This window comes from Aeromonas sp. Marseille-Q7275 (genome assembly GCF_965119515.1).
Map to the genome: position 1 here is coordinate 41639 of NZ_CBCPLW010000018.1, position 14430 is coordinate 56068.

Here is a 14430-nt window from a genome sequence, read left to right on the forward strand (position 1 = left end):
GGGCCCTGATGGCCCCTCTATTGGCTTCCTTGCTGTCAGCTGGCGGGTGATGCGCTGCTGGTGGGCAGATTCTGGTAGCGCACGTCTTCCTCTATGATGACGTCGACGTCCAGGGGCTTGCCATTGCGGATCACCGAGATGCGCAGTTTGGTGCCGGGGCGGCTCTCGACGATCTTGTCCATCACGGGGCGCACGCCGCTGATGGCCTCGCCGTTGATCTTGAGCAGCACATCCCCGCGCCTGAGGCCGGCCTTGGTGGCGGGCCCATCGGGATCCAGGCTCTCTACCACCAGACCCTGCAGATCCCCGAGATTCATCATGCGCGCCACTATGGGGTTGATCTCGACGCTGGAGATGCCGAGGTAGCCGCGAATGACCCGGCCATTGGCGATCAGCTCATCCATGATCCGCTTGGCGAGCTTGTAGGGGATGGCGAAGCTGATGCCGTAGCTCTCCTGATTGCCGTTGAGGTGGTAGGCGGCGGTATTGATGCCCACCAGGTCGCCGCGGCCATTGACCAGGGCGCCCCCCGAGTTGCCCTCGTTGATGGCGGCATCTGTCTGCAGCAGATCCTGCCGGCCGTTGCTGTCCGGCCCCATGCTGGAGAGACCGATGCGGCCGGTGGCACTGATGATGCCCTGGGTGATGGTCTGGCCGACGTTGTAGGGGTTGCCGATGGCGAGGACCACGTCGCCTACGTCGGGCAGGCGCTCGGGATCCTGCGGGATTACCGGCAGGTTGTCCGACTCTATGTAGAGCACGGCGAGATCGGTCAGCTTGTCGGTGCCGACCAGCTCGGCGCTGAATACCCGGCCATCCTGCAGCGCGACTATGATCTGGTCCGCATCGGCGATGACGTGGTAGTTGGTCAGCACATGGCCGCGCTGGTTCATGATGACCCCTGAGCCCAGCCCCTGTGGCCTCAGCTCCACCTTCTCGCCGCGATTGCCGGCGAAACTGCGGGTGTAGATGTTGACGACGGCAGGGCCTGCGCGGTGGGCGGCATAGGAGAAGCTCAGTTCGCGGGCATTGGTGATGAGACCCGGCAGGGGGGCGCCGCCCCGAAAACTGGGGAACAGCAGCAACAGGAGCGCAGCCACGGTGAGGCCAAAGCCGACAGACTTGCCCAAGTAACTGATCAAAGGTGGGATTTTCATGTCATTCTCGTCCGTACATGCTGCGCGCAGAGAATAACATTATCGGTGGATAAAAATCACCCGCGGCGGTTGCCGCGGGTGTGAGGGACTTAACGGATCACCAAATAGAGCGAGGAGTCGCCGCGCTGTATGTTCAGCGCCAAGACTTCCGGCTTGTTCTTCAAGGCCTTGGTCAGCTCATCCATGGAGTTGATGCGCAGACGGTTGACCCCGATGATGATGTCGCCCTTCTGCAGACCGGCGGCGGCGGCAGGGGAGCGCGGATCTATGTCGGCCACAGCCACGCCGGTCACCGGATCCGTGGTGGTGCTGAGCTTGGCCCCTTCCAGTGCCGGGTGCAGGGCGCTGGCGAGGATCTCGCTGTCATCGGCCTTCTTCAGGGTGACCTTGACGGTCTGCTCCTTGCCATCACGGATGAGGCCGAGTGCAACCTGCTTGTCGGCGCCCATGGTGGCGATCTTGGCGCGCAGTTCACCGAACGAGCGGATGGGCTTGCCATCTATGCTGATGATGATGTCGCCGGCCTTGATGCCCGCCTTGGCGGCGGCGGAGTCAGGCATGACCTGGTTGACGAAGGCACCATCCTTCTTGTTGTAGCCGAAGGACTTGGCGATATCCGTGGTCAGCTCTGTGCCGGTGATCCCCAACTGGCCACGGCGCACTTCACCGTATTTCACGATCTGCTCGGACAGGTCGCGCACCATGTTGGAGGGAATGGCGAAGCCGATGCCGATGTTGCCGCCGTTCGGGCCCAGGATGGCGGTGTTGATGCCGATCAGCTCCCCACGCAGGTTGAGCAGGGCACCACCGGAGTTGCCCGAGTTGATGGCCGCATCGGTCTGGATGAAGTTCTCCAGGTTCTCGATGTTGAGGCCGCTGCGACCCAGGGCGCTGACGATACCCGAGGTGACGGTCTGACCCAGGCCGAAGGGGTTGCCGATGGCCAGGGCATAGTCACCGACCCGCAGCTCGTCCGAGTCGGCGAACTTGATCTGCACCAGGTCCTCCGCCTTGATTTGCAGCAGGGCGATGTCGGACTGCTTGTCTTCACCTATCTTCTTGGCCGCGTATTCGCGACCGTCTTTCAGGTTGACCTTGATCTCGTCCGCCTCGTGGACCACGTGGGCGTTGGTGATCACGTAGCCCTTCTTGGCATCTATGATGACGCCGGAACCGAGCGCCTGGAAGGGCTGCTCGCTCACCTGCTCATCGGGCATGTTGGGGCCGAAGAAGAAGCGGAATTGTTCCGGCAGGCGCTGGCGGGTGATCTTCTTGCCAGAGACGGAGATATTGACCACGGCAGGGGTCACCTGCTCGAGCACGGGGGCCAGGCTCGGCATCTCCTGGCTGTTGTTGCCCATCAGGGGCAGGGCGGCTTGTGCCGGCGCGGCTGACAGGGCGATACCGACACTGAGGGCTAACACACTGAATACAGAAAGAGATTTACGCATATGAGAAACAGCTCCCAGAAAAAGTTGCAATGCAATCGTCAAGGTCTGACCACGATAAGGCGTAATTAGTTCCACCAGAGGCTAACCGGGCTGCTTGAGCAGGCCGGAGGCACCGGCGTAGTCACGGGGCGGCTGACCCGGCTCCTCGTTGGCGGAGTCAGCGTTTGCTTCTTCCACCTGAGGTTCGCGGAACAAGGGTTCCTGTGCCTTGGCGAGGAACTTGCTCTGCTCGGCCATGTGGCGATAGAGGGTCTGGTATTGATCGGCCAACTGCTCCATCAGGGCGGCGCTGTCGGCGAAGTGGGTGGTGATCTGGCCCTGGTAGCTTTCCAGCTCCTTGTGAGCCTTTTTCAGCTCCTGTTCCAGGCGCCCGGCATCCCGGCTGCGGACAGTGAAACGGCCGATCAACACGCCGATGATCAGGGCGGCTACCGCCAGCAGGATCCCGTTTAACAGAGTCATAGAAGCTCCTTGTTACAGCTAAATCGATGAGTTTGAGGCGGCCGGATTGACCGCGATGCCTCGTTGGCACTATACCGTGCACCCCGAGAGCGTGATACCATTTTGTCCCTCATTCAGGGACTTGGAGGCGGTTTACAGGATGACCCCGCAGCAAAAATACCAGCAGGATTTGCAGCGTCCCGGCTTTTTGGCCGACCCGGCCCAGGCGATGGCCGTGGCCCGCCTGGAGCGACTCTATCAGGATTTGTGCGCCAGCCCGACTCCGACCAGATCCCGTGGCCTGCTGGGTTGGCTGCAAAAGCCGAAAACCCGCGAGCCCATCCTGGGTCTCTATATGTGGGGCGGAGTGGGCAGAGGCAAGACCTGGCTGATGGATACTTTTTTCGACAGCCTGCCGGGGGAGCGCAAACTGCGCGTCCACTTCCACCGCTTCATGCATCGGGTGCACGATGAACTCAAGGGGCTGACCGGTCAGGCCGATCCGCTCAAGCTGATCGCCAGCAAGCTCGCCAGCGAGACAGACATCATCTGCTTTGACGAGTTTTTCGTCTCCGATATCACGGATGCCATGCTGCTGGGCACCCTGTTCCAGGAGCTGTTCGGTCATGGGGTGGTGCTGGTGGCCACTTCCAACATCCCACCCAGGGATCTCTATCGCAATGGGCTGCAGCGAGCCCGCTTCCTGCCGGCCATCGAATTGATCGAGCGCCACTGCGAGGTACTCAATGTGGATGGTGGCGTCGATTACCGGCTGCGTACCCTGGAGCAGGCGGAAATCTATCACTTCCCGCTGGATCAGCAGGCAAAATCCAACTTGGACCGCTATTTCGGGCAACTGACTGGGCTGGGGCAGGTCACGGCCGCGACCCTGGAGATCAACCATCGCCAGCTGAGCGCGCTGGGCGTGGGGGAGGGGGTACTTTATATGGAGTTCGAGCAGCTCTGCTGCACCCCGCGATCCCAGGGGGACTACATAGAGCTGGCCCGGGAGTTTCACACAGTGCTGCTGGCCAATGTGCAGCCCATGGGCACAGGCACGGACGATGCGGCCCGCCGTTTCATCGCCATGGTGGACGAGTTCTATGAGCGGCACGTCAAACTCATTCTGTCGGCGGCGGTGCCCATGACCGCGCTCTACGGCGATGGTCTGCTGAATTTCGAATTCAAGCGCTGTCTTTCACGGCTCCAGGAAATGCAATCGCACGAATACCTTGCCAGAGTGCACCTTCCTTAGTCACAATACCGCGCCTGCCAGTCGGATGGGCATCTGCGGCAGGTAGGGCCGGGCGACATTTGCTAGCTTCATGGCAGTGAAATTAGCAGGTGATATTTAAGGCAACTTCACTTATAATCGCCCGGCCCACGTTACAGCTGTCGATAAGACAGCAACACTTTAAGCTTTACTTGTATTCGAAGGGGTACAGGTAGGCCATCGTTTGTTGTTTGTGGGAGAGCCCCCATAAGCAATTGGGTCTGTAACAGGTAATTGGGTTTAACTTAATGAAAACTTTCGTTGCCAAGCCAGAAACCGTAAAACGTGACTGGTACATTGTGGACGCAGAAGGTAAAACTCTGGGTCGTATCGCAACCGAGATCGCTGCTCGTCTGCGTGGTAAGCACAAAGCTGAATACACTCCGCACGTTGACACCGGTGATTACATCATCGTTGTAAACGCTGAGAAGGTACACGTAACCGGTAAGAAATTTACCGACAAAATGTACCACGCTCACTCCGGTTTCCCGGGTGGTATCAAGTCCATCAGCTTTGACAAGCTGATTCAGCGCAAGCCGGAAATGGTAATCGAAGCTGCCGTCAAGGGCATGCTGCCGAAGGGTCCGCTGGGCCGTGCCATGTTCCGTAAGCTGAAAGTTTACGCAGGCGCAGAGCACGCTCATGCTGCTCAGCAACCTCAAGTACTGGATATCTAACGGGAACTGGCAACATGGCAGAAAATCAATACTACGGTACCGGCCGTCGCAAAAGCTCCACTGCTCGCGTCTTTATCAAAGCGGGTAGCGGTAAAATCGTAATCAACCAGCGCTCCCTGGAGCAATACTTCGGCCGTCCGACTGCCCGCATGGTAGTTCGTCAGCCGCTGGAACTGGTTGAGATGACCGAGAAACTGGATCTGTACATCACCGTTAACGGTGGTGGCATCTCCGGTCAAGCTGGTGCGATCCGCCACGGTATCACTCGTGCTCTGATGCAGTACGACGAGACCCTGCGTTCCGAACTGCGTAAAGCAGGCTTTGTTACTCGCGATGCCCGTAAGGTTGAGCGTAAGAAAGTCGGTCTGCACAAAGCGCGTAAGCGTCCGCAGTACTCCAAGCGTTAATTCGCTTTTGGTACGCACTCTCACGAGTGTCAAAAAAGCCTGGCCACGTGCCAGGCTTTTTTTATTGGTAATATTACCTACGCCAATGCTAACCATACGTCACAAAAGACAAAAATTTGTGTATTTATTGTTTTTGCCCATCGCTTCTCTTTCTTGTCAAATTGTTATCTTTTCTTTAAAATTTCCATGGTCTTTCTGTGTCAATTGCCACTCCGCTTCCGCCGCAGTTGTCAGAGGGAGAGGAGATAGGAAACGGGGACACTATAAGAATGAGCGGAGTCCACATGGGAGAGTTTTTGGATGAGCAATGCGCCAGTTGATACCGGTCGCCGCAGATTTCTTACCTGGTCAACGGTTGCCGTTGGCGGAGTAGGAGCTGCTTTTACCGCAGTGCCGTTTATAAAGTCATGGAATCCGAGTGCCAAAGCCAAAGCGGCCGGGGCACCGGTAGAGGTGGATATCAGCAAGTTGGAGCCGGGTCAGCTGATCCGCGTCGAGTGGCGTGGCAAGCCGGTCTGGGTGGTGAAGCGTACCAAGCAGACCCTGGATGCCCTGGCCACGCACGATGACAAACTGCGCGATCCCGCCTCCGATGAGCCACAGCAGCCGGACTATGCCCACAACGGCTACAGATCCATCAAGCCGGAGATCTTCGTGGCGGTCGGTATCTGTACCCATCTGGGCTGCTCCCCCTCCTACCTGCCGGACAGCTTCGGCGAGCAGGTGCAAGGGGTGACCTCCGGCTTCTTCTGCCCATGCCATGGTTCCAAGTTCGACATGGCCGGTCGAGTGTTCCAGGGCGTGCCCGCACCGCTGAACCTGGTCATTCCGCCATACCAATTTCTTAGCGACACCACCATTCTGGTCGGTGCCGATGGCAAGGAGGCCTGACCATGTTTGCCAAACTCATGGGCTGGATTGACGATCGTTTCCCGCTCACGGCCATGTACAACGACCACATGGCCAAGTATCCGGCTCCCAAGAACCTGAACTTCTGGTACTTCTTCGGTTCCCTTGCCATGTTGGTGCTGGTCAACCAGATCATCACCGGCATCTGGCTCACCATGAACTACAACCCGTCGGCGGAGGGTGCCTTTGCCTCCGTGGAATACATAATGCGGGACGTGGACTACGGCTGGCTGCTGCGCTACATGCACTCCACCGGCGCCTCCGCCTTCTTCGTTGTGGTCTATCTGCACATGTTTCGCGGTATGATCTATGGCTCCTATCAGAAGCCGCGCGAGCTGCTGTGGATCTTCGGCATGCTGATCTTCCTGGTGCTAATGGCCGAAGCCTTCATGGGTTACCTGCTGCCCTGGGGACAGATGTCGTTCTGGGGGGCCCAGGTCATCATCTCGCTGTTTGGCGCCATTCCGGTCATAGGCGACGATCTGACCCTGTGGATCCGGGGTGACTATGTCATCTCTGGGGCTACCCTGAACCGCTTCTTCGCGCTGCACGTCATCGCGCTGCCGCTGGTGCTGGTGATGCTGGTGGCCATGCACATCCTGGCGCTGCACGAAGTCGGCTCCAACAACCCGGATGGGATCGACATCAAGAAGCACAAGGATGAGAAAGGCTGGCCGCTGGATGCGGTGGCGTTCCACCCTTACTTCACCGTCAAGGACATGATAGGTGTGGCGGGCTTCCTGTTCCTGTTCTGCGCCATCATCTTCTTCAAGCCGGATATGTGGGGCTACTTCCTCGAGAAGCCGAACTTCGAGGTGGCGAACGGGCTGAAGACCCCGGAGCACATAGCCCCGGTCTGGTACTTCACTCCCTTCTACGCCATCTTGCGCGCTGTGCCGGACAAGCTGCTGGGGGTCATCATGATGGGGCTATCCATAGTCGTGCTCTTCCTGCTGCCCTGGCTGGATCGTTGCAAGGTGCGTTCGGTGCGCTACCGCAGCACCCTGCACAAGCTGAATATCGCCCAGTTTGTGGTCTGCTTCGTCATCCTGGGTGTGCTGGGCGTCCTGCCATCGACGCCGACGCTGACCCTGCTCGCACAGATCTGTTCACTGGGGTATTTCGGGTTCTTCGTCCTGTTGTTCTTCTACAGCAAGAATGAGAGCACCAAGCCGCTGCCGGAGAGGGTGACATTCAAATGAAAAGAATAATTTTTGCAGTGCTGACCCTGCTGCCCAGCCTTGTACTGGCGGCTGGCAGTGGCTTCCCCCTCGACAAGGCAGAGTACGACCTGAGTGACAAGGCATCCCTGCAACGGGGGGCTGCGACCTTCATGAACTACTGTGCCGGCTGCCACTCCACCCAATACCAGCGCTATAACCGGGTGGCCGCCGACATCGGCATCCCGGAAGAGCTGATGAGGGAGAACCTGGTCTTCACCGGTGCCAAGATTGGCGATCTGATGAAGAGCGCCATGTCCGAGAAGGATGCGGCGCGCTGGTTCGGGGCGCCGCCACCGGACCTGACCCTGGTGGCCAGGGTGCGCGGCGCCGACTGGATTTACACCTATCTGCGTGCCTTCTATGTGGACGAAACCCGGCCGTTCGGAGTGAACAATGCGGTCTTCCCGTCCGTGGGCATGCCCCATGTGCTGGAACCGCTGCAGGGGACACCCCGTGCCGAATTCGGAACTCACGAGGTCGATGGACAGCCGGTGCAGCAAGTCGTCAGCATCAAATCCGACGGCAATGGTGAAATGAACAACGAAGAATATGATCAGACGGTACTGGATCTGGTAAACTTCTTGGTCTACTCGGCTGAGCCGGTGCAGCAGGAGCGCGAACGCATGGGCTTCTGGGTGCTCGGTTTCATCGCAATCTTCTTCATCTTCACTGTGCTGTTGAAGAAGGAATTCTGGCGCGACGTTCACTAAGCGACCAGATCGGAGTAATATGACGCACGGCAATGAAGATCAAGATGCTTCATTGCCGTTTCTGCTTTTTAATGACGGGAGGGTTCAATGGCTGTAGCTGCCAATAAGCGTTCGGTAATGACGCTGTTTTCCGGTGCCAACGATATGTTCAGCCATCAGGTGCGCATTGTCCTGGCGGAGAAGGGTGTTAGCGTGGATATCTGCCAGGTTGACCCGAGCAACCTGCCGGACGAGCTGGCCGAGCTGAACCCGTACAACACTGTGCCGACCCTGGTGGATCGCGAGCTGGCGTTGTACACCTCGCGCATCATCATGGAGTATCTGGACGAGCGCTTCCCGCACCCGCCCCTGATGCCTGTCTATCCGGTGGCTCGCGGCAACAGCCGTCTGATGATGCATCGCATCGAGCTGGACTGGTACTCCCTGGCCGACAAGATCATGGCGGGCACCGATACCGAAGCCGCCCGTGCCGAGCTGCGTGACAACCTGCTGGCCATCGCCCCTATCTTTGGCGAGATGCCTTACTTCATGAGCGAAGAGTTCGGTCTGGTTGACTGCTACATGGCTCCGCTGCTGTGGCGCCTGCCGAGCCTGGGCATCGACTTCACCGGTCGTGGTGCCAAAGAGCTGAAGGCTTACATGGTCCGCCTGTTCGAACGTGAATCCTTCCAGGCCTCCCTGACCGAGGCTGAACGCGAGATCCGTGCCAGCGTATGAGTAGTATGGAACCGACCATGACACCCAGTCGCCCCTATCTGTTGCGGGCGTTTTTTGACTGGTTGCTGGATAATGACTTGACCCCGCATCTGGTGGTCAATGCCAATATCCCCCATGTGATGGTGCCGATGCAGTTTGTGCAGGATGGGCAGATTGTCCTGAACATAGCGCCTCGGGCCGTGGGCCAGTTCCACATGGATAATGATGCCGTCAGCTTCAGCGCCCGCTTCGGCGGCGTGTCACAGCAGGTCTATATTCCCATGGCGGCCATATTGGCCATTCATGCCAGGGAAAACGGTGTGGGAACCCTGTTCCCGCCTGAGCCGGGCTACGATCTCTGGCTGGAGCAGGCCGAGGCGCCGGTAGAACCCGAGCCGGAGCCACCGCGCCCGACGGGTCGTCCGACCCTGAAAGTCATCAAATAAAAAAACGCAGCCGACTGGCTGCGTTTTTTTATTTCATCATTGCCCGCTTAGTTCTGGGCAAATTCGAAGGCCTTGATCACCTGCTTGACCCCGCTGACGTGGCGGGCGATCTCCACTGCCTGATCCCCTTCCTGACGGGTCACCAGGCCGATGAGAAACACCTCGCTGTTCTCGGTGACCACCTTGACCTTGGTGCTGTCGAAGTTCTTGGTGCCCAGCATGTCGGCCCGTACCTTGGAGGTGATCCAGGTATCGTTGCTGCGTACCCCAATGCTCACCGGCTTGCCGAGACGCAGCTCATTGTAGACATGACGAACCCCTTCGATCCGGCCCACAATCTTGCCCGCTTCCTGCTTGTAGGCGTCAGACGGTGTCTGACCGACCAGCAAGACGCGGCCGTTGTTGCTGTAGACGCTGATCTTGCTGGAGGCGCTCAGCGACTTGTTGTCGGCCAGCAGATTGGCCGCTTTCAGCTCTATGGTCTGATCGTCCCACTGGGCACCCAGGGTGCGACGATCCCCGGTCGCCTTGGCGGTACCGGCTGCGCCACCGACTACCACGGCGGCACAACCTTGCAGCAGCAGGGCGCCGGTCAGCAGGGCGAGTGCGAGAATAGGCTTCTTCATGGTTTCAATCTTCCTGTTGCGGGAAAAGTGTCTGGTCGATGAGATCACAGAGGCAGTGCAGGGTCAACAGATTCACTTCCAGAATGCGAGGGCGGCGGGCGGATGGCACGCGGATCTCCACGTCATTGGGCCCGAGCAGGCCGGCTATCTCGCCACCGTCGCCCCCCCCGAGCACTATGATGGTCATGTCACGGGAAAGCGCCGCCTCAGCGGCCTTGATCAGGCTGCGACTGTTGCCCGTGGTGGTGAGCACCACCAGGATGTCGCCTGGCTGACCCAGGGCCCTGATCTGCTTGGCATAGACCTCTTCGAAGCCGTGATCGGTGGCGATGGCGCTGATGGTGGCCATGTCTGGGGTCAGGGCCAGGCCGGGCAGGGAGGGGCGTGGCGTCTCGTAGCAGTTGACCAGTTCGGAGATGAACAGCTGTGCCAGGGCCGAGGAGGGGCCATTACCGCATGCCATGACCTTGTGGCCATTGAGCAGGCAGATGGTCAGCATCTGGGCCGCGGTGTGGATGGCGTCCGGCAGCGCCTCGGCGGCGGCTATCTTGGTCTGGATGCTTTCGGTGTAATTCTCTTTGATGGGATCAGTCATGGGGTCCTCTTAAAAAGCGTTCTGGATCCAGTCTGGCTGGTCGCCCTCGAACGCGATCACATCGAATCGGCAGGCCTGGCTGGCCTCGTTGATGGCATGTTGCTTGAAATAGTGGCGCGCGGCCAGCACGATCTTGTGCTGCTTGCGCCGGGTGACCGAGCTGGCGGCTCCGCCATGGCTGGCCCGAGCGCGATATCTGACCTCGACAAACACCAGGGTATCCCCCTGGCGCATGATCAGATCTATTTCACCACCACGGCAGCGGTAGTTGCGGGTCACGGGTTGCAGGCCGCGGGCCTGCAACCAGCGTTCCGCTACTTGCTCAAAGTGCTGTCCCTTGCTCGTCGCTGCCGACGGCAACAGGTTCAACCACTGCTGGTGCAGTTGTGCCAGTAGCCTCTTCATGGGTGGTATCCTCCAGCTGGGGCACGGCGCTGTCGCTGACCAGCTTGCCATTCTGGTAGGTGGCCCAGTCCAGCATGCGCACTATGTTGCCCTGGGGATCCACGCTCAGCTGGCCGCTCATGCCCGGTTGCTGCATGGCATTGAGCTTGCGCATCTGCGGCAGGTTGCCGGCCAGACTGACCGCGTCGTAGCCGAGGGCAAACAGGCGCAGCAGGTCGCCCTGGGTCTGTGGCCAGAGCAGGGCTATCTGCTCCCGTTGTTGCTCATAGCCTCCCAGCAGCAGCGGCATGTCGGAGATGTGCATGCCGTTGAGTTCGGAGGCCACCTCGGTCGCCCCGCTGTCATAGCCGCGCGAGCTGCTGTAGATGGGCAGGCTGCCCATGGGATTGACCGAGATGTCCACATAGGGCTTGATCATCCGGGTCTCCAGGCTGTTGGCCACCACATAGACGGCATCTATGCTGCGCGGCGCCGCATCAGAGAGCTGCACTATCTCCCCGGCCCGGGCGGTGGAACGACCGCTCAAGGCATTCTTGACCATGCCCTGCACCTCGTTGCGCGCCCCGAAGGTGGCGACCACGGGCTTCTCCTGGCTGACGCCGGCCCAGGCCTGCTCGAACGCCTTGATGCTGCTGTAGCCAATCCGGCCTTGCGCCGCGATCAGCAGCGGCTTGCGGTAACCCTGACCATAGAGGTACTGGGCGGCCTGGCTCGCATCGGCGGCGGCGGAGAGAGAAAAGTAGAAGGTGTTGTCGTTGATGATCGGCTTGTCCAGCTCGTTGAGCGCCAGCACCGGCACTGTCGGGCTGGCCTTGAGCAGCTCCTCGACCTGGTCTTTGAGCAGCGGGCCTATGATCATGTTGGCCCCCTCCTGGATCGCCTGCTTGTAGAGATCCCCCATCGCCTTGCCCTGAGTGTCATAGAAGTTCAGGGTGAATTGCCCCTGATTCTCCTTGTAGGACATCAGCATGCCGTTGCGGATGGCGGCGCCCTGCGCCTCCAGGTTGCCGGAGAGGGGCAGGAAGACGGCGACCTGCTGCAGTGCACCTGTGTCCGTGGTGGCGAGATCCCCTAGGCCGGCCGGCATGTCAGTCTGGGCCGGATGGTTCGGGAAGCTCTGCTTCCAGCCTGCGAGCTGGCGGGCGAGTTGACTCGGCTGGGCGCCGAACTCGTTCACCAGTGCCGCCAGTCGCAGCCAGCCGGTGGTCACGTCGGGGGCCGGTGCCTCTTCCAGCGCCTGCAGGGTGGAGGGAGTCATGCTTTTGAGCAGGGACCAGATCTGCTGGTGGTTGGTGGCCAGCTCATTCTTGGCCAGGTAAGGCTCCAGCAGGATCAGCGACTTGGCGGCACCAAACTTGTTGTTGATGTCCAGTTGCAGCACCACCCGCTGGCGGTACCAATCCTTCTGGGTATCGGCATCGAGGGCCACTTCCGGCTTGCCTTCCAGCAGGATCAGGGCCTGATTGGCATTGCCCTGGGCCAGCAGGAGGTGCGCCTGCAGCAGTTGCAGTTGTGCCTGCTGCACCGGGTTGCCGGCCTGCTTCTGTAACTGTTGATACAGGGCGGCGGCCGGTTTGGCCTGGCCGAGCGCCAGATAGCTGCGCGCCGCCATCACCTGCCAGGTGAAGGCTTCAGCCGGTTTGGCGGGATCCACCTGCTCCAGATACCACTGGGCATTCTTGGTCAGATCCGAGAACGCCGACGGCATGCCGGGCTCCGCGGAAGATGGGTTGGGCTCCGACGCACAGGCGGCGAGCAGTACTGCCGCGAGTATGATGCCGAAGAGTCGTGATACACTTAGCTGCTTTGTAACCCGGTTCAAGTTCATTCCCCGACCAGTGTTGAAGTTCTCCATAGTGTAAACGGGCCAATATGGCGACACAATTGTCGGGACACTCGGAGATCCCATGAGTGACACCCCAACCCTGTATATAGTCCCCACTCCCATCGGTAATCTGGCGGATATCACCCAGCGTGCATTGGACATTTTACGCAGCGTCGATCTGGTGGCAGCCGAAGATACCCGGCACTCCGGCATCCTGCTCAGCCACTACCAAATCTCGGTGCCGACCTTCGCCCTGCACGATCACAACGAACAGCAGAAGGCAGATGTGCTGATCGGCAGGATCAAGGAGGGCAAGAGCGTCGCCCTAGTCTCGGATGCAGGCACGCCGCTCATCAGCGACCCCGGCTATCACCTGGTCACCCGCTGTCGCGAGGCCGGGGTCAAGGTGGTGCCGCTGCCGGGCCCTTGTGCCGCCATCACGGCACTCTCTGCCGCCGGTCTGCCCACAGATCGCTTTTCCTTCGAAGGATTTCTGCCGGCGAAAGCCAAGGGCCGCGACGATCGGCTGCAGGCCGTCATCGAAGACACCCGCTCCCTGGTGTTCTACGAGTCGCCGCGGCGGGTGCAGGATACGGTGGAGGCCATCGCTCGCATCCTCGGTGAACGCCAGGTGGTGGTGTGCCGCGAGCTGACCAAGACCTTCGAATCCATCCACGGTCTGCCTGCCTCCGAGATGCTGACCTGGCTTGGGGAAGACGATAATCGCTGCCGTGGCGAGATCGTGCTGGTGGTCGCCGGTGCCAGCAAGGTAGATGAAGAGCTGCCTGCCGAGGCGATCCGCACGTTGGGGCTGCTGGTGGCGGAGCTGCCGCTGAAAAAAGCGGCCGCCCTCACCGCCGAGATCCACGGCGTGAAGAAGAATGCCCTCTACAAGTACGGCCTCGAGCACTATTAATTGCCGTAAAGGGGAATTGCCGGTTTACCCCACTGTGTCACGAGGCTATAATCCGCGCCTCGGAGTCGGCTGGGCAATCGCTGCTTCGTCGTTGTGTCCCTCGGGACAGACGGGCGGAGGGGAGGAAAGTCCGGGCTTCATAGGGCAGGGTGCCAGGTAACGCCTGGGAGGCGCGAGCCTACGACCAGTGCAACAGAGAGCAAACCGCCGATGGCCCGCAAGGGATCAGGTAAGGGTGAAAGGGTGCGGTAAGAGCGCACCGCGCGACTGGCAACAGTTCGTGGCACGGTAAACTCCACCCGAAGCAAGACCAAATAGGCCCCTATTGGCGCGGCCCGCGTTGGGGGCGGGTAGGTTGCTTGAGCCAGTGAGCGATTGCTGGCCTAGAGGAATGATTGCTACCCGGGGCAACCCGGTACAGAACCCGGCTTACAGGCCGACTCCGACCTATTCCTGAAGAGCCTTGCGATTTATCGCGAGGCTCTTTTTTATAGCGGCAGAAAATAGCAAAAGATCGGATGGAGATGCTGGCCGACATAGAGCAGAATCATAAAAATATCTTAAAAATCAATTTGTTGTTTTTTTGTTTGCATACAGTTGTCATGCATTACTGTGTAAAAAGAGGGGAGACTCCAGCATGTGTTACTTCTTTCACATTGTTCATTTTAAAAAT

16 protein-coding genes and 1 other RNA gene are annotated in these 14430 nt (G+C 59.6%); 10 read left to right on the top strand and 7 right to left on the bottom strand.

Annotated elements, in window-relative coordinates; translation table 11 throughout:
* Positions 1–35 precede the first annotated feature (35 nt).
* From degS to ACWPWQ_RS16290, 3 genes are all read right to left on the bottom strand, one after another.
* Entirely contained in the window at positions 36–1157 is a 1122-nt protein-coding gene (gene degS / locus ACWPWQ_RS16280; protein WP_139438890.1) for an outer membrane-stress sensor serine endopeptidase DegS, read from the bottom strand.
* An 89-nt stretch (positions 1158–1246) separates the two neighbouring features.
* Positions 1247–2608 carry a Do family serine endopeptidase gene (locus ACWPWQ_RS16285; RefSeq protein WP_182787435.1) on the bottom strand — a complete coding sequence of 454 codons (1362 nt, stop codon included), beginning with the start codon at positions 2606–2608 and terminating at the stop codon, positions 1247–1249.
* Between the two features lie 81 nt (positions 2609–2689).
* On the bottom strand, positions 2690–3070 hold the full coding sequence (locus tag ACWPWQ_RS16290; protein ID WP_139438885.1) for a YhcB family protein: 381 nt from the start codon (positions 3068–3070) through the stop codon (positions 2690–2692).
* A 139-nt stretch (positions 3071–3209) separates the two neighbouring features.
* Here ACWPWQ_RS16290 and zapE point away from each other — a divergent pair, with 139 nt between their 5' ends.
* The 8 genes from zapE to ACWPWQ_RS16330 all read left to right on the top strand — a co-directional run bounded on the left by zapE (position 3210) and on the right by ACWPWQ_RS16330 (position 9390).
* On the top strand, positions 3210–4304 hold the full coding sequence (gene zapE, locus ACWPWQ_RS16295) for a cell division protein ZapE (protein WP_454010262.1): 1095 nt from the start codon (positions 3210–3212) through the stop codon (positions 4302–4304).
* A 266-nt stretch (positions 4305–4570) separates the two neighbouring features.
* Positions 4571–4999 (top strand): 50S ribosomal protein L13, encoded by a 429-nt coding sequence (gene rplM, locus ACWPWQ_RS16300; protein WP_005336289.1) that lies wholly within the window; start codon positions 4571–4573, stop codon positions 4997–4999.
* Between the two features lie 14 nt (positions 5000–5013).
* On the top strand, positions 5014–5406 hold the full coding sequence (gene rpsI, locus ACWPWQ_RS16305) for a 30S ribosomal protein S9 (RefSeq protein ID WP_005336286.1): 393 nt from the start codon (positions 5014–5016) through the stop codon (positions 5404–5406).
* Positions 5407–5706: 300 nt separating this feature from the next.
* A complete protein-coding gene (gene petA / locus ACWPWQ_RS16310; protein ID WP_025328515.1) occupies positions 5707–6297 on the top strand; it encodes a ubiquinol-cytochrome c reductase iron-sulfur subunit in 591 nt (196 codons plus the stop codon).
* 2 nt (positions 6298–6299) lie between these two features.
* Complete coding sequence (locus ACWPWQ_RS16315; protein ID WP_139438882.1) at positions 6300–7517, top strand: cytochrome b; 1218 nt, start codon at positions 6300–6302, stop codon at positions 7515–7517.
* Complete coding sequence (locus ACWPWQ_RS16320) at positions 7514–8248, top strand: cytochrome c1 (protein ID WP_265436450.1); 735 nt, start codon at positions 7514–7516, stop codon at positions 8246–8248. Before ACWPWQ_RS16315 ends, ACWPWQ_RS16320 begins: the two co-directional genes overlap by 4 nt.
* An 87-nt stretch (positions 8249–8335) precedes the next feature.
* Positions 8336–8965, top strand: coding sequence for a stringent starvation protein SspA (sspA, locus tag ACWPWQ_RS16325; protein ID WP_025328513.1), 630 nt, complete (start codon positions 8336–8338; stop codon positions 8963–8965).
* A 17-nt stretch (positions 8966–8982) separates the two neighbouring features.
* On the top strand, positions 8983–9390 hold the full coding sequence (locus ACWPWQ_RS16330; protein WP_025328512.1) for a ClpXP protease specificity-enhancing factor: 408 nt from the start codon (positions 8983–8985) through the stop codon (positions 9388–9390).
* A 47-nt stretch (positions 9391–9437) separates the two neighbouring features.
* On the opposite strand, the gene dolP is transcribed toward ACWPWQ_RS16330, so the two are convergent.
* Genes dolP through ACWPWQ_RS16350 form a run of 4 tightly spaced genes read right to left on the bottom strand, consistent with a single transcriptional unit; the run spans position 9438 to position 12724 of the window.
* Entirely contained in the window at positions 9438–10016 is a 579-nt protein-coding gene (dolP, locus tag ACWPWQ_RS16335) for a division/outer membrane stress-associated lipid-binding lipoprotein (RefSeq protein WP_106885641.1), read from the bottom strand.
* A 4-nt stretch (positions 10017–10020) separates the two neighbouring features.
* Positions 10021–10611, bottom strand: a complete 591-nt coding sequence (locus ACWPWQ_RS16340) for a D-sedoheptulose-7-phosphate isomerase (RefSeq protein ID WP_005331389.1) — start codon at positions 10609–10611, stop codon at positions 10021–10023.
* Positions 10612–10620: 9 nt separating this feature from the next.
* Positions 10621–11016 (bottom strand): YraN family protein, encoded by a 396-nt coding sequence (locus tag ACWPWQ_RS16345; RefSeq protein WP_247625382.1) that lies wholly within the window; start codon positions 11014–11016, stop codon positions 10621–10623.
* Complete coding sequence (locus ACWPWQ_RS16350; RefSeq protein WP_263685524.1) at positions 10934–12724, bottom strand: penicillin-binding protein activator; 1791 nt, start codon at positions 12722–12724, stop codon at positions 10934–10936. Before ACWPWQ_RS16350 ends, ACWPWQ_RS16345 begins: the two co-directional genes overlap by 83 nt.
* Before the next feature lie 199 nt (positions 12725–12923).
* On the opposite strand from ACWPWQ_RS16350, the gene rsmI reads away from it, so the two are divergent.
* Both rsmI and rnpB read left to right on the top strand, forming a co-directional pair.
* Positions 12924–13757, top strand: coding sequence for a 16S rRNA (cytidine(1402)-2'-O)-methyltransferase (gene rsmI / locus ACWPWQ_RS16355; protein WP_139438874.1), 834 nt, complete (start codon positions 12924–12926; stop codon positions 13755–13757).
* Between the two features lie 61 nt (positions 13758–13818).
* Positions 13819–14205: RNase P RNA component class A (rnpB, locus tag ACWPWQ_RS16360), an RNA gene on the top strand.
* The last annotated feature ends 225 nt before the right edge of the window (positions 14206–14430 follow it).